This is a genomic window from Ruegeria sp. AD5, assembly GCF_056542345.1.
This window is the reverse complement of sequence record NZ_JBQFZR010000006.1, coordinates 32105-49056: the sequence shown is the minus strand read 5'-3', so window position 1 is coordinate 49056 and position 16952 is coordinate 32105. Positions and strand designations below refer to the sequence as shown.

The following is a 16952-nucleotide window of genomic DNA, read 5'->3' as shown; positions in this document are numbered from 1 at the left end:
ACTCACTATGATGTGTCAATCAAACACTTCTGACCCTCCAGATAGGCTCGACGTAGATCTATGCATTGTTGGCGCAGGTGCTGCAGGCCTGACTGTGGCACATGAGCTGGTCGACATGGGCTTGACGATCGCAATCCTCGATACCGGCGACCTTGATCGAAACCATGCTGCACAGACGTTTTCCGACGTCGAAAGCCCTGAATGCGAAGTGCCGCGTCATGCGCGAATTCGCCAGTTCGGAGGGTCCACTACCGCCTGGTCAGGAAAGTGGTTGCCGCTAACACCGGAAGACTTGCAAGGGAAAAATTGGGGAGAAGACAGTGGTTGGCCCATCGGAATCGAAGAACTGTACCCATATTATGCGCGCGCCTCCATAATCCATAAAGGACCAGCACTCGAGGACTACGCTCAATGGGCGACCGCACCGGATACGCGCCTTAAGCCCGCTTCGGTTTACTGGCTTGACAAGGGACAATTGGATTTTGGCCAAACGATAGGTAAGGTCGTCGTAAAAAGTGAGATGGCGACCGTGTTTCTGCAATGTACAGCAACCAATATCGTCCTCGCAGACGATTTGTCCCGAGTGGCGTATCTTGAAGCTCAGTCCAATCCGAACCAGAAGACGATGCGAGTGATCGCACGAGAATATGTGCTAGCTGCGGGTGGCATTGAAAACGCGCGTCTTTTGCTGGCGTCAAATGGGCAGATGAAGAATGGGATCGGAAACACACACGATGTCGTTGGTCGCTATTATATGGACCACCCCAGCGGAAGTGTCGCGACGGTGACACTCAATCGCGGGAAGACCTTCCCGGACGATCTTGGCATGACCATCCCGTCGAATGGCCAAAACAGGATGGATACCGGGTCATACATGACCCCTCAAACGCGCGAGAATGAGCGCTTCGTCAATTCGTACTTTGTTTGGCGGGCCGCACTGGACGTGGTGCCGACCGCTGAGATCCGCAAGCTCTTTTCAACACTTGTGTTGATCAAACACCGCCCGAACCATTTCAAATTATACGTCGAACTATTGCGCGATCTGTTTAAGGTGCAGAAGATCCTTGCTGTCCGATACTTGTGGTTTATTGTGTCTAAGAAGGCGGGGCTTCGGGGGCCTGACCGCAAGTTCCGGATCAATTACCATATCGAAATGGTGCCGGACCCTGAAAACAGGGTGACCCTGTCGGATAGGCTGGACCCTCTCGGAAAGCCATTGTCAAAAGTGCGCTGGAAGGCGTCAGAAACTGAATTGCAGTCAATCCTGAAGCTCCATGACGAAATCCAGACCCTTCTGGATGACACCAGTGCCGGAACGCTTTCCTGGGATGCAGGCCGACCGCCGAAGATCGACGAGCTGCCCTATTCCAGTGCCTCGCACCATATGGGCACAACCAGAATGGGCGAAGATCCGGCAAACTCCGTTGTTGATGTGCAATGTCAGGTACATGGCATCGACAATTTGCACATTGCCGGGTCTTCAGTATTTCCCTCCGGCGGTTTTGCCAACCCAACTTTCACCATAGTTGCTCTGGCTCTTCGCCTCGCGGCCCGACTTAAGGTAAAGCTCTTATGACGCAGAAAATTTCTATCATTGGTGCGGGAAAACGCGTCAAGTTCACGGTTCTACCCGCCATTCTGGCCTTGGGAGACCAGGTCGTGCTCTCTGGTATCCATAGCCGCAAGCCTCGTTCTGTAGCGCTACCAGATGGCACCGAGCTGTCCACGATCACATCCTTGGATGCGAAGCACTTTGAAGACATCGATATAGTTATCGTAGCTGTGCGTACGAACGCGATCCGAGACGTTCTTAATGCGCTCAACGATATTCCACGCAAAAATGATATTTCCATTGTTATGGATACGCCTCCTCTACGAATTTCTGATTTTGTAAAAACGCGCACATTTTCAGACTTCAAGTCGGTCATCGTAGGGGAGGACTGGTTTAAGCTCTCCCCGATACTGCTCATCAAAGATCTCATTGCCCGCAATGCGATAGGTACGCCGCAACAGATCATATTGGATCGCATGAGCTATCGTTATCACGGGCTGGCAGCCCTGCGATCCATTGCCGATACGCGCTGGCTCCGTTCGATAAGGGCGCCGAAGTCGGAAGATGGCAAAACGTCATATGCGGTTGTCACCGGGAACGGCATTTCCTGCCGGACGATCATGCCAAGAGACTACGCGCGCGGCTCCATATCTGTAGCCGGAACCCACGGTTGGATATCCAACCATGCACCTGATGATGACTCAGGCGGTGGTCATCTTATTGGATTTCCGCAGGAGGCGTCTGGCTGGTATCAGCCGATATCGCTCAATGGGGACACGTTACCCGCCGATGCTGTTGAGCAATACATGGCAGGCCTCCCATACGAGTATCTCGAAGACCAAACCACAATTAACCGTCTGAAAATCAGAGGTTATGCAAGATTGATCGAAGACCTGATTTCCGATTCCGTGGAGTATGATATTGTTGACGGTCTCTATGACTACGTTGCCACCACAGCCGTGGAGCGCCTAAAGCGCTTCCACGATCTTTCAGTGCGCAGCCCACAACAAAGTGTCCTACGTACCATGCTGTGCTTTCATCGGCGAGACCGGTAGAGTGATCTATGTAGGTCTGCATTGCAGAGGCGCTTTCATAAACACGCATAGACCCAGCGCCTCAGGATTAACCGCCTATTACAAAGACGTCCGGTCGCCATACTGATCAGCCTATGAGCAGCCTCATCTGACTGGTCCAAATTGATTGTTAGTACATCATCAGCGTGTGATCCATCGGGACGATGGTTTCAGGCGCTGGCGGGCACCCTTTGGCGAATACCATTCAGTGAATGTCAAAGGGCTGTTGTCGAATGATTGAAAATCTATGCCGCTGTAAACCCCAAGGGCGGTACGGTTAAATCGTCCATACTCATTGCCTTGGCCTCAGCATTGCGCAATCAGGGAAAAGGCGTGCGTATCCTCGATCCGAACTCAAAAGCCACCCTGTTAAGGTGACTGATCTCCGCCATTTGCTCTCAGCTGAAAGGAATCCTAAATCGGGTTGGCTTCCGCGAACCTGCGAATATACGCGAGAAATGCTCGGTCGGGGTCGTTGGGTGGGTCCATTCCTGCTGACCAGTCACGCCATTGGCCTTCAATGTAGTAGATGTCATACCCTGGATGGCGTAGACGAGCGGTCTCGTAAGTTTCAGTCTTTAAGACGTCACCTCTTTTTTCTAGCCAAGCCGGGCGTGGCTTAATGCTTGGGGCAACCGGTACTTGAGCATTTTCTTCCTGCCTTTGAGCCTTAGCCTTACGTCCAACGGACGAAAACTTTAGGGCACGCCCTGCGGCCCCCTGCCCTTCTCCGTCCTTCTTCCACCATCGCAATTCGACGTGAGTCACACGGCGCCCGGTCTTTATTGGGTCAATCGCCACCATGTAATCCGACAGCGCATTAACTTCAGCAATAGCCGGTTCGATCGCACGGAGCTTCAGGTTGCTCCAGTTGGTTAGCTTACCCTTTGGTACACCTAGAATGCCGCGTAGATCATCGACAGAAAACTTCTCAGACGAGCGCCAGCGCAGATTGCCGCGTTTCTGCACAATCTCATACAAGGTCAGTGCATATTTGGAGCTCAGCGCGAACATGATCTCGCGCTGTAAACGAGCAAAAACTGTCGAGTTTGAAATAATTTTGCGCAACCGTGCCGGGATCTCGTATTCAACTAGCCCGTCGTTTCGCACTGTTTCCACGTTGCCGCCCAACAACTGAACCCGCTCGATCGCAGGTTCGCCATCCCATACGACCTCCACTTTCACAATGGCGGACATCAGCCGCTCAATCGACTCCCCTACCCTGTCGTTCGAGTTATGCGACCCACGCAGCATGGATTTCTGGATCACATGGCTGACAGGCTTGTCGATCGCATCCCAAGCGTTTTCCAAAAGCTGATTGTAGATTCGCCGGTCATTCAAGGTCAGCGGTGTAACCTCAACCACATCCACCAACTCGCCAGGCTTGATCAAGCTCTCCGAGTTTGGCCGTGCGTCTAAAGTACGATATGATTTTTTTGACACGCTCTGCCCAACATATAACTCTTACTTTTGTATGGTTTATAATGTAAGCATAACCATCGCCAGTGCCTCGGTCCAGCACCCAATCTGTAGTTTTTTGAACCAGAACCGAGCCTCGCTTGATTCACCGGAATCCCATTAACTCCAATAAAACAAAGGTTTTTCGATTCACCTCTTCCATCCCCAAAAGTAGGATTTAGGCCCGTCCCGAAATGTAAGTTTTAGCCATCCGAAACGTAAGCCAAAGCATTCCAATCCGTAAGAGTTTACGCCCGATATGTAAGAGTATAGTCTTTCAAGATACTGTTTTTATTACAAAATCGTCTATGTGAACATTGAATCCATGAATATTGAACAAGATTGTTTTTTATTTTGGGCTAAAGGGGGATTGGTACCTGCGGCATCGCCAGACATCAAATGCATTCGCATTGTAAATTCTACGCTAGAACGGAGCTACCAATGACTTTCGATTGACTTCCAATTCCACTCCTATAGCCGTTACCTTCAGTTTTCTCGTTTTTTCGGCAATAAGTCCCAAAAACCGCACTTGAGCCAATTCACCAATCGGGGCATGCTTCACGAAAGGCAGATTTCTACAGGACAAAGCCCATGACCACCTCCCCCTTGCCCATCGTTGGGCTGGAAGAGATAGAGCAACTAACTGATCGTGCCAGTACCGTGATGGAGCGATTGCGTGACAGGGTATTTTCCCCCGACACAGGAAAAACGCTAAACTTAAACTTCAATGTTCGTTCCGCCGCCGAAATGGTAGGTCGATCAGAGAAGTTGATCCGTGATGCTGAAGCGGACGGCCGTTTGCCTGAACCCGAAAAAGATCCAGTCACAGGGAGAAGGACCGGATACTCGCTCTCTGACGTAAATCGGATGCGAGAAGTGTTTGGTACCTTACCTCACCGCGCAACAGACGATCCGACACTGGTTTTGTCAATTCAGTCATTCAAGGGTGGAGTAGGAAAATCGACTGTAACAACCCATCTTGCCCAATTCCTCGCGCTCAAAGGCTATAGAGTTTGCATGATCGATTGCGATAGCCAGGCTTCAACGACTTCGATCTTTGGCCTTAATCCTGACATTGACGTGGATGAGACTGAAGATACGCTTTACCCATTCTTTCAGCATGGTGGTCCGCAGACACTTCACTATGCTTTACGCGCTACGTATTGGCCTGGCATTGCGCTCATCCCTGCAAACCTCGGTCTCTATGACGCTGAGTATGAATTCGCAGCTCGAATGGCCAGGGATCAAGTTTTCGTGTTGGACCGTTTGCGAGATGGGATCAGCACCATAGCCGATCAATTCGACGTAATCCTTTTGGACCCGCCGCCTGCGCTAGGAATGATTTCTCTTTCAGTGCTTCGAGCAGCGAACGCGATGGTGATCCCTGCCCCGCCAAATAATATCGACTTTGGATCCACTGCCCATTTTCTCAAGATGATGGGCGCAACGTTGAACGAACTGGCTCAACATGGCGGAGCTCGTGATTATTCATTCGTCAAAATTCTCGCCACCAAGATGAACGACAACAAATCTGCCCATGCTGCCATCAAACGGATGATGGACGCGGTGTTTCCACAAGACATGTTGGCCAGTGTTCTAAAGGACAGTGCCGAAATTGATAACGCTACGGCGAACTTAGGTACGGTGTACGAGATTACTGGGCCTGCAGCACGCACAGAAACCCACAAACGCTGCCGGGCATACCTGGACGCGGTGGGGCGCGAGGTTGAGGTTTTGATGCGCAAAACCTGGCCCAGCCACCATGCAGCATTGCGCAAGGAGGGAGTGTTATGAGCAAGAAACATGACGCAATTTTCGATGACGTACTAAGCGGTCTCGATAGTGGCGCTGCCCCCAAAGCAGAACGCGCTGGCGCTCGATTTCTAAACCGCTCTAACAGGGTTGCGGAACGGTTGTCGGGAGATATCGAGGAGAAGTCCCTGAGGTGGGTCGATCCTGGAGAGTGCCGTATGTGGGAGCGACATAACCGTGCGTATGACCTACTGTCGGAGGACAACTGTCGAGATCTGATTGACGGAATCCGCAGTCAGGGTCGGCAAGAGTTTCCGGCTATCGTGCGAAAGACAGGCGATTCAAATCAGCCATATGAAGTAATCTGCGGTGCAAGGCGACATTTTGCAATTAGCTGGCTTCGCGCCAATAACTACCCACAGTTTCGCTACTTGGTAGATGTTCGGGAGTTGACTGATGAGGAAGCTTTCAGACTGGGCGACATCGAGAACCGTGATAGAGAAGATATCTCTGACTATGAGCGCGCTCGTGACTATGCAGACGCTGTAGCTCGCTACTACGGTGGAAAGCAAAAAGCGATGGCCGCACGGCTGGAAGTCAGTGAAGCTTGGCTTTCACGTTACCTTCAATTAGCCAAACTGCCGAACGAGATCGTTGCGGCATTCCCTTCGATCCGAGAAATCAAAGAACTGCACGCTCGTACGTTGAAGCCGTTTCTGGGTCGGCCCGAAGATCGTGAGAAGCTGTTGGAAACAGCACATCAGATGGCGACGGATGGGGTCAATCGTGACGGCGCGCAGGTTATGAATGTGTTCAAGGCAGCGCTAAGACCTCCTGCTGCGGCAACAGCTAACTCGGTGATCCTTCAATCGTCACCCGAAAAGTCTGCGATGACATACAAGCGCAAAGGCAAAAAGATCGTGTTGGAGTTTCCGATTGACGCGAGCAAAGATGATCTGCACGAAGCCTTCGCGATCTTTGTAGACAGGCATTTTGCCACAAATCGAGACTGATCTACTTTAGCGACATGGGAAATTGCCAATTGGCAATTTCCTCACGACGTCAACCGTTCCAAAAAATTGCCAATTGGCAATTTTGGCAACCTCTTCACTCAAACAACGTTTTAAGCACTCGCAGGGGCTGCATCTTTGCCAGTGCCATCGAACCAATTACTTCGGCCGTTGGAGAGACTTTCATCCGCGACAAGTTCAATAGCTGAAGGTTGGATTTCGACCTGCGTAGCTTGATTGGGAGCCAGATGAGCAGCCACGCTACTAAAGTAAATCCAACTTGTACTCAGTCGAATTTTTGCCGGCGGCCCTTTGAATCCGGACCTGTTAGTAGGAGTAGGGTGGTCTCAATTTGCCCGCATGGTTAGTTGAGAGCATGGGCAGATGGGTGGATCATGCCGCAATACTGCGTCATCTAAACTCAAGCGATACTGAATAATTTATATGGGCCTTCCGCAGTCTCACGGTACCGGTTGCTTCTTGGCAAACAGCTACCTCAACAAGTCCGTTGCCGGGTTTTCTGCGATGTCGACGTCGTCGTAATATTTCTGCGCCTGGGCCACGGAGCGGTGCAGCGAGAGGCGCATGGCAGCCTGGATTGGGGCGCCGTCGAAGGCAGCCTGGGTCAGGAACCCTGAACGCAGCCCGTGGGGCGAGGCGAAGTCTTCGGGCAGCCCGGCCAACCGGAGGCGATGTTTGACGATCTGGTAGATCGCGTCGGGGCTGAGACGGCGTTTCAGAACGCGGTCCGCCTTGGAGATCGGCCGGAACAGCGGCCCGTCGCTGACCTCACCCACCTCGATCCAATGCACCAGCGCCTGCGCCGCCCGGCCCTTGAGGACTAGGCGCGGCGTTTCCCCTTTGGTGGTGGTCTTGGTCTGCAGCAGTGAGATCCAAACCAGGCTTTTCTCGTCGAACTCCTTCAGCGAGACGTCTTCAAACATCAACCCGGTGATCTCCGAGCGCCGTCTGCCACCAGAAGCCCAACCCAGCATCAGCAGCGCCCGATCGCGGCAATCCCTCCGGGACCCCCGACAGGTGGACAGCAGCTGTTCCAGCACATCGCGGGTAATCGGGTGCTGCGATTTTGGGGCAGGGGGGCGAGCTGCAGCGCGACGCGCTTTGGACCGGGCCTGTTTCACCTGCGGCGCATCAAATGGGCTGGCGAGATTCTTCATCCGGTGGAACGCCAGCCAGGAGGCGATGCGCCGATCCAGCGTCGACGGTGCCGGACAGGCAAGAGACCTGCGCAAGCCCTGCGCGATCAGCGCCTCTGCCGTCTGGCGGGCTATATCCGTTTCTGGCGCATCCTTCAGATCTCGGGCGTGATCGAGAATGAAGGCCAGGGCCGTGGCCTCGCTCTCGGGCCAGTTGAGGGCCGTCCCGAAGCGCGCCTGGTTCCAGGCAGTGATGTAGAGCAGGTCGCGCTCATAAGCCCGCAGCGTATTGGCCGGCGTGCCGCGGATATAGAGATCGGTCAGCGCCTCCTGATCTGCCGCAGACAGGGCAGGGAATGCGGCGGGCAGATAGGGCGCGGGCGGTTTCATGGGGCACATTCTGCGTCGATTTCTCCTGAAAATCAATCAAACGTGATAAGGGATACTTATCACGTTTGATTAAGAATTGATGATGTGACTAAAGTAAAGCTCGAAAAGAAACTTTTTTGCGCATAAAAAGGGAAGGGGCCTGTAAACGCTAACAAGCACCTGCAAATGAGCTCAGGTCCAAAAAGTGTTGTGGGACAGTTTATGGATAGTGTGCATTTTTGATGGCGGTAGGTTTGAGCGGTGGCGCTATGGCAACCGGAAATGTGAGAAGAGTGAGCGAAAATGAGTGTAGCTAAGGCGACTGATTTGCAGGGAGCCAAGATAGCCGTCATCTGTAACAACGCGGTTGTGGCCTACCTGAGAGATGATTTGGACCACATTCCTAATCCAAATCAATGGGACCTACCAGGTGGCGTGCGTGAAAATGATGAAACCGCACTGGAATGCGCATTGCGCGAAACAAAGGAGGAATTTGGTATCTGTTTGTCAAAGAGCCCGATTATTTACGAAGCGACATACGTCGCAGAAGCCGCGAGTTTTCTTCCCAGTCGCGAAGTTGCTCTATTCGCAAGCATTGTGTCGGAAGACGTTATTTCGAAGATTAGGTTTGGTGAAGAGGGGCAGTATTGGCGGATGATGTCAATCCACGAATTTGTCATTCGCACCGACACTGTCCCTGAGTTGCAAGCCGCGTTTCGGGTTTTCTGCGAAGGTTGATGGGTGAATGCACACAATTTCTGCGGAAGAATATGACCTCATCTGTTCAAAGAGGTCGAACACAAACAGTCAGCCAGGTCCAAGAGGTAGTAAAATTTGCAATCTCTATCGCAGAGTGCTCGGCTTTTGTTGTCGCAACCAGTGTATCTTCTGCAAATTTTAAACTAGTTCGAAGTCTGAAAATCGCTCCCCTTACTGGTGCTTTTGTTGGCACTTGAACACTTGGTTGAAATTCAACTTGCGCGATGAGCAGAATGGAAGAAAACCAAGAATTGATTCAGGGCACTTTGGGTCGAAACGTTTTATGGACAGGCAAGTTACTTGATGACATCTAGGTCGATTTTCCAATCTTGGCCGACACCGCTCGGCATCGCAGCTAGTTTCGCTATTCTTATTATTATTTCGATTGCAAGTCTTTGGCCATCCGGTGATGTGGTTGATCCGGGTAGCGCAAACAATACTACACATGTAGTAGACAAAATCATGCATTTAGTCGCATACGCGGTGACGATTTTACCATTGGTGGTAGTTAAGCAAAATGTAGGTTTAAGCATTGCGTTGGTAGCTCTAGTTTGGAGCGGCGTAATCGAGCTGTTGCAACCATTTGTAGGGCGATCAGCCAGTACAATCGATTTGTTGTTTAATGCTTTTGGTATAGTCTTGGGTTTAACGGCGGTGAGGCTTCTTAAACTTGCTTTTAAGAACAACTAATCCAATCAAAGCGCGTGATAATCGGAAAGCGGGAGCCCAGTTGTGGCACACCGCTGTGCGGCGTGGCTTTCGGGCGCAGACCCGGAGACCAAATTGAAAATCTATGCGGCCGTAAACTCCAAGGGCGGGGTGGGGAAATCTTCCATGCTCATCGCCTTTGCTTTCGCTTTGCACCATCAGGGCAAACGTGTCCGCATCCTTGATCTGGATTCACAAGGAACACTCTCGGAATGGTTGAATCCGAACAACGGGCTGGAGCCGATCCCTACCGATGAGCTTCTAATCGAGGCCGGGCAATTTGCCGAGGAAGATGCGGAGAATGACAAACTCGCTTATGCCCACATTCTTGAAGCAGAAAAGGCGGGGGGCTTTGACTACCTGCTGATCGACACCAAAGGCGAACCCAGTATGACGGCCGCGATGGCGATGGCTGTTGCCGACATGGTGCTGTGCCCGTCTGATGGATCGTCGGCAGAATACAATCTTATCACAGTGACCTTCAGGATTTATGAAGCTGCGTTGAAGCAAATCGGCAGCAAAGCCGATCCGCATGACAAGTTCCAGATCGTCTTCACCCGACAATCCATCGCGCAGTCAGCCGGTATTCAAAAAGGTAAGCTGGCGCTACAAAAGCGGTTTCGCTGAGTTAGAGATACAGCAGGTAGAGACCTAATCGATCAGGTCGAATGCGCGCCGCATAGCGGGTCGTTTTAGGAAGGCATCTCTACACGAATTACGGTCGACCTAGCCGCCGAGTACCACAAAGAGTAGACGCTATGATTGACGCGACCTATCCAAAGGCACACCATACTGCGACTGATATGGCCGCAAAAAGGGGGCCACCAGATTCGGTAGAGCCAAGGGCAAGCTGCATGCTATCTGTGATAGCCAAGGGCAGCTATTTAATCTGTTTGTCAACGCCGGTCAAATATGACAAGCGCAGATATAAGTGGCGAAACCGCACCGAGATCGTGTTTGCTGGTCGGCTCAAGGATTGCGCGCGCGTAGCGACCCGATGTGACCGTTGCCCCGAGGTATTCCTCTCTGCAATCTCCCTAGCAACCGTCAGTTATTGGCTATAGATTCTTACTCTAGGCCACTTGTCGTGTTTTTTTGGTTGCGCTTTCTTGTCATGCTAAATGCCCGCCTAGATCATTTTTCAGTGGTGGCATAACCTGCTTTTGTGGATAAAGCAGAGTTAATCTTGTCTGAAACTGTCTTTTCTAAGTCTTTTTATGCGCGAAACTCTTGTTGTTGATCTGGATCACACGCTTCTGAAAAGCGATGCTCTATTCGAGAGTTTCTGGTCGGCTTTCAGTCGGGACTGGCGCAGTCCATTCCGATCTGTATTGGCGCTGTCGCAAGGTAAAGCAGCCTTGAAGCGGTATCTTGCCCAGGCGGCACAAGTCGATGTGACAACGCTTCCCTATGATGCCGAGGTGGTCAATTACATTAAGTCTTGGCGTGAAGCGGGTGGGCGCACGGCCTTGGTCACAGCTTCAGACGACAAAATCGCACAGGAAATTGGGGCGCACCTCAAGCTCTTTGATGAGGTTCATGGATCAGACGGCGTGAAGAACCTCAAAGGGGAGCGCAAGGCACAATTTCTGATCGAGACCTATGGCGAAAAGCAATTTGCTTACATGGGTGACTCCGAAGCTGATCTCGCCGTTTGGAAGCACGCGAAACAGGCAATCACGGTCAACCTGTCCGACACAATGAAGACGCGTGCCACCCAAGTTGCAGGTGAGATCGAGCATCTTGCGACCCATTCGCCAACGATTGCTGCCTATCTCAAAGCCATTCGGCCCCATCAGTGGATGAAGAATGTCTTAGTGTTCCTGCCCATGCTGGCCGCACACCAAATCAATGGGGCCAGTCTTTTTGCCTCATTGCTCGCTTTCATCTCGTTCAGTCTGGTCGCCTCCAGTGTTTATGTGCTGAACGATCTTCTCGATCTCAATGCGGATCGCGCCCATCCGCGCAAGCGCCTTAGGCCCTTTGCCTCTGGCAGCATTCCAATTGCCTCTGGCACATGGATGGCTGCGGGCCTGTTGGGTTTGGGAGCTATGACTGCCGCCGTTCTGGGGCCAGCCTTCTTCGGTGTGATGGTTGGGTACTACGCACTGACCACCGGATATTCGCTATATCTGAAACGGCGCGTCGTAGTTGATATCTGTGTTCTTGCCGGGCTTTATACGGTGCGCCTCGTGGCGGGTGCGGTCGCTACGGATATACCGCTGTCCGTGTGGCTCCTTGCATTTTCGGTCTTCTTTTTCTTGTCCCTTGCGGCGGTCAAGCGCCAGGCAGAGCTGGTCGATAACGTTAAGCAAGGCAAGCTCAAAACCTCAGGTCGCGGTTATCATGTGGACGATCTGCCAATCATTTCGATGGTTTCCATCAGTGCCGGATATGTCGCTGTTTTGGTGATGGCACTTTATGTGAGCTCCCCAGCCGTTATGCAACTCTATGCACACCCCGAGGCGTTGTGGGGCGTATGCGCCATCCTGATTTATTGGATCACGCGCACTGTCATGCTCGCGCATCGCGGGGCGATGCATGACGATCCGGTTGTCTATGCGGCAAAGGATCGGGTCAGCCAGGTATGTTTCTTGTTCATACTTGCTTTTGTTGTGGCAGGAGCTGCGCTGTGACCCTGCGAGTATTGATTTTCAGATATGCTGCATTCGCGATGATGGCTACCATCGCGAATTTGGGTGTCCAGCGATTGGTGCTGACCCAAGGTAGTGATGGGATGACTTTTGCTTTGGCCATAGGGGCTGGAACCTTGGTTGGCTTGGTCATCAAGTACATCCTCGACAAGAGGTGGATATTCTACGATCTCGGCACTGGCGTGAGGGCCCACGGGCAGAAATTCTCGCTCTACACCGCCATGGGATTAATTACGACAATGATCTTCTGGGGTACTGAGACTGCCTTCTGGCTGATCTGGCAAACGGATATCATGCGGGAACTTGGTGCGGTGATTGGTCTGAGCATTGGCTATATCGTCAAATACAACCTAGATCGACTATTTGTATTCACCGACAGTCGTTTGGAGGTGCCGACATGATGTTGTCAGGATGGGGGCGCTATCCGATACTAGAGGCCAGTGTGCATGCACCGCGCAGCATTGCTGCGCTTCAGGACGTGGTGCGCTCGGAGCCTAGTGTGATCGCGCGCGGCAATGGACGAGCCTACGGCGACAGCGCCATCAACAACGCCGCTACCTTGGAGACGCGGCACCTCAATCGCATGTTGGCATTCGATTCTGACGCCGGTCAGTTGATAGCAGAGCCCGGCGTCTTGCTTGGTGACATCATCACCGCGTTTTTGCCGCGGGGATGGTTTCCCCAGATCACACCTGGTACCAAGTTCGTGACGCTCGGCGGGGCCATCGCAGCGGATGTGCACGGCAAGAACCACCACAAAGATGGCAGCTTCCGCACCTGTGTCGATTGGGTAGACGTTATGGGGGCTGCTGGTGCGATCAAACGCTGCAGTCGCACAGAAAACCCCGTTCTTTTTGAACACACCGTTGGCGGGATGGGTCTCACTGGGATCATCACACAGGCCGCGATCCGGTTGCAGCCTGTCGAAACGGCCTGGATACGGCAAAGCACACACCCAGCGCCGAACCTGAAAGCAGCCATGGGTGTATTTGAGGCTAACCACGACGCCACCTATTCCGTTGCATGGATCGATTGCCTTGCCAGAGGGGCGGATCTGGGTCGCTCCTTGGTCATGCTTGGCGAACATGCCGGCCTGAGTGACCTTTCCGAAATACAGATCAAAGCACCTTTCGAAGTGCCCCAGAAAACAAAGCGCACCGTGCCCTTTGATTTCCCGGGATTCGCTCTAAATCCGATCACAGTACGCGCTTTCAATGCGCTCTATTATTGGGCGGGAGCTCGAAAGACTGGGCCGCAAATTGTCGATTGGGATACGTATTTCTACCCACTCGACGCCATCTTGCAGTGGAACCGCATCTACGGGCGCAAGGGCTTTGCACAATTTCAGTGCGTATTGCCGCTTGATGCTTCTGAAGAAGGTCTGTCAGAACTCCTCAAAGCAATCTCAAAAGCAGGCGCTGGGTCATTTCTAGCAGTCCTGAAACGCTTTGGTGTGCAAGACAGCGTGTTTTCTTTCCCGATGGAAGGCTACACGCTTTGCCTTGATTTCCCGATCAACGCAAAAACGCTCGCACTGCTCAACGAGCTTGACCAGATAACGCTTGAGCATGGCGGGCGCTTCTATCTTGCCAAGGACAGCCGTATGTCCGCCGAAACCTTTGCCGCCTCGGACAAAAGGATCGGAGCATTTCGTACGCAGCGCAAAGATTGCGCCTGGCAAGAAAGTTTTACCTCAGCACAATCAGAAAGGCTCGCCCTATGACGAAGCCCACCGTCCTCATCCTGGGCGCGCGTTCTGACATCGGCAAAGCCACGGCCCATGCCTTTGCCGCCCTTGGCCATCCAATTCAACTTGCTGCACGCAGAGCCAAGACGCTCGAATCCGACCAATCCGACATCGCGCTCCGGCATGGCGTGAACGTCACCCTGCATGAGTTCGACGCGCTAGACATCCAGTCTCATGCCTCGTTCATTGATCAGCTACCAGAGTTGCCGGAAATTGCAGTCTGCGCTGTTGGGTTGATGGGCGAACAGTCAGAAAACGAACATGATTTGGACGCCGCAACCCTCGTGATGCGCAGCAACTACGAGGGACCCGCCAGCATCCTCGCGGTGCTCGCAAACCGCTTCGAAGATCGCGGCCACGGCACTCTCGTCGGCATCAGCTCCGTCGCAGGGGAACGAGGTCGTGCCACAAACTACGTATACGGCTCTGCCAAGGCTGGTTTCACAGCGTTTTTATCAGGCCTGCGCAACCGGCTTTCTAAAAAGGGCGTGCATGTCGTAACCGTACTCCCAGGATTCGTCGCCACTCAAATGACCGAAGGCATGGATTTGCCCCCAAAATTGACTGCACAACCGAGAGAAATAGGATTGGCCATTGCTCGCGCGGTCGCGAACAAGCGGGACATCATCTATGTGCGAGCTATCTGGAAAACAATCATGGCAATTATTCGAAGCATACCAGAGAAAAAATTCAAAAAGATGAGTATTTAGCTGAGAAAAAAATAATTCTCAACGATCGCGAGCGAACAAAAGAAAAACTTTCTCGAATATAAAAAAGGAGCATTCAATGCGGGCAATCCAGAACCGGAATAGTATTATGAGCTATCTCACAAACGAGATAGTTTTTGTGCCCGTTTTTTTTGCTCTGGGGTTTACGTTGTTCTGGAGCACGTTCCAAGTAGGGTATTTCGGAGATGATTTTGAATTTTTGCGCCTAGAAGGCCCTTGGTGGCGTACATTTTCGGAAGCAAACAGGACGGGATTCCTGCGCCCCATAGAATCTTTTGTAATCTATATATCGCAATCAATCTGGGGAGATGATCCTCTCTTTCTGCATATCTTTAATCTTCTTGGCCACATACTTTATTCAATTACTACTTTTTACTTTTGCCTAATACTTACAGACAATCGAGAAGCATCTCTCATTGCCGCTTTTTTTACGCTTATCTGCCAAGCTGCGGTCTACCCGCTCGGAAATATTGATACAATTTCGCAAGTTTTTGCGAGCCTTTTCGGCCTACTTTCAATCGTTCTGGTTTGCCTGGCGATCCAGAGCTCCGATACTGCCAAAGCTTATTCTCTCAGTTTGGTTGCATTTCTTTTTTCGATATTGAGTAAAGAAGGTGGCGTCGGATATGTCCCTGCTCTTTTTTTAGTCGTTGTATATCAAGTTTGGCGCGATCCAAGCGGGACTAATCGCCAAAAGATGACTAACGTTTTTAAAATATTCTTGCCGTTTCTTTTGGTCTTTCTTGCCTATTTTTTCTTTTACCGAGCGAACGCCGTCGGTGAAATTTCTTCAGATCGATATTCTCTTTCAATTGGATTGAATATCATTAAAAATATTGGCTTAGTCACTGCGGGATTGTTCTTTCCATTTTCTAAGTTTGATATAGTTCTTGCATTGCATAGACAGGACTACTTAGAAGTCGCGTTTTTTGTTTTTCTTTCGTTTTCTTTCTGGATTGCCATCTATGTTGGTGTTCGAGAATTTACGAGAAATCGCGGGTGGGTATTACCGCTTCTTTTCTTGCTACTAGCCTATATCGCCTTAAGTCCCACCTTGCTTACACAAAAAGTTGGCGAGCTATATTTGTACTCATCTCTTCCATTTCTATTTGCATTTATTGGGATAGGACTTTGGCATCTCTGTTCTGACGTCAGGTTTTATAGACGTGCCGTAGCCCTTACAGCTGGTCTCATGCTTGTCATCGTGAATGTCACCGCCATCAAATCAAAGGCGAACTATATGGTCAAGGAGAGCACAACATCGACAGCCTTTTATACAGGGATTGAAAACAACCTTTCCATGTACTCTCACGTAAAGGAAATTTTTATCCTAGACAAAACAAATGACGTTGAACCCTATTATTCCGCATTCAGCCGCCCAACGCGCAGCATGATCGGAAACGCGCAAAACTTTTTGGCATCTCAATATCTCGGATTGCCCAGCATCCATTTAATCAGCACCGCGGATTTTAAATCTGGTCAACCTGAATATGCGTCTTCGGTTGTCTTGACCTTAACACCTAACATGCTGCTTGAGTGCAGCGACCCTGTTTCAGAGGTAGATTGCAAGGTTCTGTCCCAGGTGCCTTGGGACTGGTATATAAAATCAAATGACTAAAGCGCGCCGCCCAAAACCAGAATCGCGGGAATTCCCAACAAGCTGATTTTGTGATTCACCCTGATTGGGAGGATGGATCATGTCAGCACCTTTGCCGGAAGCCCTTCGGGCGCGGTTTCAGAGATTGATTGAGGAAGGGTTAAGCGGACGGGCGGCGGCCTTGCGATTGAAGCTTTCGCTAGCCACGGGAGCCCGATGGGCATTGCGATCCGACAGAAAGGTCGGGCGGAGGCAGCGCCTCAGGGGCGACCGAAAGGTAGGGGCAAGCTTGACCCGCACCGACACACGAATGCGCAGGGGCAAGAGATGAGGAAGGCCATCAATGAGCATGTGTGTTTGGTGCGAGAAATAGAGCAACTATAAGATA

General features: G+C 51.5%; 14 protein-coding genes and 1 pseudogene. 13 read left to right on the top strand and 2 right to left on the bottom strand.

Translation table 11 applies throughout. The annotated features are described in order from the left end of the window. Positions 1-10: 10 nt before the first annotated feature. Positions 11-1576: a GMC oxidoreductase gene (locus tag ACR0JG_RS19415; protein ID WP_480572094.1), complete on the top strand. Its 1566-nt coding sequence runs from the start codon at positions 11-13 to the stop codon at positions 1574-1576. Beyond that, positions 1573-2607 (top strand): hypothetical protein, encoded by a 1035-nt coding sequence (locus ACR0JG_RS19410; protein WP_480572091.1) that lies wholly within the window; start codon positions 1573-1575, stop codon positions 2605-2607. Before ACR0JG_RS19415 ends, ACR0JG_RS19410 begins: the two co-directional genes overlap by 4 nt. Before the next feature lie 432 nt (positions 2608-3039). On the opposite strand, the gene ACR0JG_RS19405 is transcribed toward ACR0JG_RS19410, so the two are convergent. Continuing rightward, on the bottom strand, positions 3040-4017 hold the full coding sequence (locus ACR0JG_RS19405) for a RepB family plasmid replication initiator protein (RefSeq protein ID WP_480572088.1): 978 nt from the start codon (positions 4015-4017) through the stop codon (positions 3040-3042). A 657-nt stretch (positions 4018-4674) separates the two neighbouring features. Here ACR0JG_RS19405 and ACR0JG_RS19400 point away from each other — a divergent pair. Next, the gene (locus ACR0JG_RS19400) at positions 4675-5877 is read left to right on the top strand and encodes an AAA family ATPase (protein ID WP_480572085.1); all 1203 of its coding nucleotides are present in this window, start codon (positions 4675-4677) and stop codon (positions 5875-5877) included. Further along, complete coding sequence (locus tag ACR0JG_RS19395) at positions 5874-6848, top strand: ParB/RepB/Spo0J family partition protein (protein WP_480572082.1); 975 nt, start codon at positions 5874-5876, stop codon at positions 6846-6848. The genes ACR0JG_RS19400 and ACR0JG_RS19395 overlap by 4 nt, the downstream gene beginning before the upstream one ends. 488 nt (positions 6849-7336) lie before the next feature. On the opposite strand, the gene ACR0JG_RS19390 is transcribed toward ACR0JG_RS19395, so the two are convergent. After that, positions 7337-8392, bottom strand: a complete 1056-nt coding sequence (locus ACR0JG_RS19390; RefSeq protein ID WP_480572079.1) for a tyrosine-type recombinase/integrase — start codon at positions 8390-8392, stop codon at positions 7337-7339. Between the two features lie 282 nt (positions 8393-8674). Between ACR0JG_RS19390 and ACR0JG_RS19385 the strand changes: the two genes are divergently transcribed. From ACR0JG_RS19385 to ACR0JG_RS19345, 9 genes and pseudogenes are all read left to right on the top strand, one after another. Beyond that, positions 8675-9109: an NUDIX domain-containing protein gene (locus ACR0JG_RS19385; protein WP_480572076.1), complete on the top strand. Its 435-nt coding sequence runs from the start codon at positions 8675-8677 to the stop codon at positions 9107-9109. A gap of 324 nt (positions 9110-9433) precedes the next feature. Then, positions 9434-9820 (top strand): VanZ family protein, encoded by a 387-nt coding sequence (locus ACR0JG_RS19380; protein ID WP_480572073.1) that lies wholly within the window; start codon positions 9434-9436, stop codon positions 9818-9820. 93 nt (positions 9821-9913) lie between these two features. After that, positions 9914-10465 carry an AAA family ATPase gene (locus tag ACR0JG_RS19375; RefSeq protein ID WP_480572070.1) on the top strand — a complete coding sequence of 184 codons (552 nt, stop codon included), beginning with the start codon at positions 9914-9916 and terminating at the stop codon, positions 10463-10465. Between the two features lie 69 nt (positions 10466-10534). Continuing rightward, positions 10535-10902: pseudogene (locus ACR0JG_RS19370) on the top strand (transposase family protein); the annotation flags it as partial. A 153-nt stretch (positions 10903-11055) separates the two neighbouring features. Continuing rightward, positions 11056-12474, top strand: a complete 1419-nt coding sequence (locus ACR0JG_RS19365; protein WP_480572067.1) for a UbiA family prenyltransferase — start codon at positions 11056-11058, stop codon at positions 12472-12474. Then, positions 12471-12893 (top strand): GtrA family protein, encoded by a 423-nt coding sequence (locus ACR0JG_RS19360; protein ID WP_480572064.1) that lies wholly within the window; start codon positions 12471-12473, stop codon positions 12891-12893. Before ACR0JG_RS19365 ends, ACR0JG_RS19360 begins: the two co-directional genes overlap by 4 nt. After that, positions 12890-14215 carry an FAD-binding oxidoreductase gene (locus ACR0JG_RS19355; RefSeq protein WP_480572061.1) on the top strand — a complete coding sequence of 442 codons (1326 nt, stop codon included), beginning with the start codon at positions 12890-12892 and terminating at the stop codon, positions 14213-14215. Before ACR0JG_RS19360 ends, ACR0JG_RS19355 begins: the two co-directional genes overlap by 4 nt. Further along, positions 14212-14949, top strand: a complete 738-nt coding sequence (locus tag ACR0JG_RS19350; protein ID WP_480572058.1) for an SDR family oxidoreductase — start codon at positions 14212-14214, stop codon at positions 14947-14949. Before ACR0JG_RS19355 ends, ACR0JG_RS19350 begins: the two co-directional genes overlap by 4 nt. 106 nt (positions 14950-15055) lie before the next feature. After that, positions 15056-16585: a hypothetical protein gene (locus tag ACR0JG_RS19345; RefSeq protein ID WP_480572055.1), complete on the top strand. Its 1530-nt coding sequence runs from the start codon at positions 15056-15058 to the stop codon at positions 16583-16585. Positions 16586-16952 lie beyond the last annotated feature (367 nt).

What these genes read in the sequence shown, in the direction of transcription:
- ACR0JG_RS19415 (WP_480572094.1), top strand. Translation starts at nt 11, where the DNA reads ATGTGTCAATCAAACACTTCTGACCCTCCAGATAGGCTCGACGTAGAT.
- ACR0JG_RS19410 (WP_480572091.1), top strand. Translation starts at nt 1,573, where the DNA reads ATGACGCAGAAAATTTCTATCATTGGTGCGGGAAAACGCGTCAAGTTC.
- ACR0JG_RS19400 (WP_480572085.1), top strand. Translation starts at nt 4,675, where the DNA reads ATGACCACCTCCCCCTTGCCCATCGTTGGGCTGGAAGAGATAGAGCAA.
- ACR0JG_RS19395 (WP_480572082.1), top strand. Translation starts at nt 5,874, where the DNA reads ATGAGCAAGAAACATGACGCAATTTTCGATGACGTACTAAGCGGTCTC.
- ACR0JG_RS19390 (WP_480572079.1), bottom strand. Translation starts at nt 8,392, where the DNA reads ATGAAACCGCCCGCGCCCTATCTGCCCGCCGCATTCCCTGCCCTGTCT.
- ACR0JG_RS19385 (WP_480572076.1), top strand. Translation starts at nt 8,675, where the DNA reads ATGAGTGTAGCTAAGGCGACTGATTTGCAGGGAGCCAAGATAGCCGTC.
- ACR0JG_RS19380 (WP_480572073.1), top strand. Translation starts at nt 9,434, where the DNA reads ATGACATCTAGGTCGATTTTCCAATCTTGGCCGACACCGCTCGGCATC.
- ACR0JG_RS19365 (WP_480572067.1), top strand. Translation starts at nt 11,056, where the DNA reads ATGCGCGAAACTCTTGTTGTTGATCTGGATCACACGCTTCTGAAAAGC.
- ACR0JG_RS19355 (WP_480572061.1), top strand. Translation starts at nt 12,890, where the DNA reads ATGATGTTGTCAGGATGGGGGCGCTATCCGATACTAGAGGCCAGTGTG.
- ACR0JG_RS19350 (WP_480572058.1), top strand. Translation starts at nt 14,212, where the DNA reads ATGACGAAGCCCACCGTCCTCATCCTGGGCGCGCGTTCTGACATCGGC.
- ACR0JG_RS19345 (WP_480572055.1), top strand. Translation starts at nt 15,056, where the DNA reads ATGAGCTATCTCACAAACGAGATAGTTTTTGTGCCCGTTTTTTTTGCT.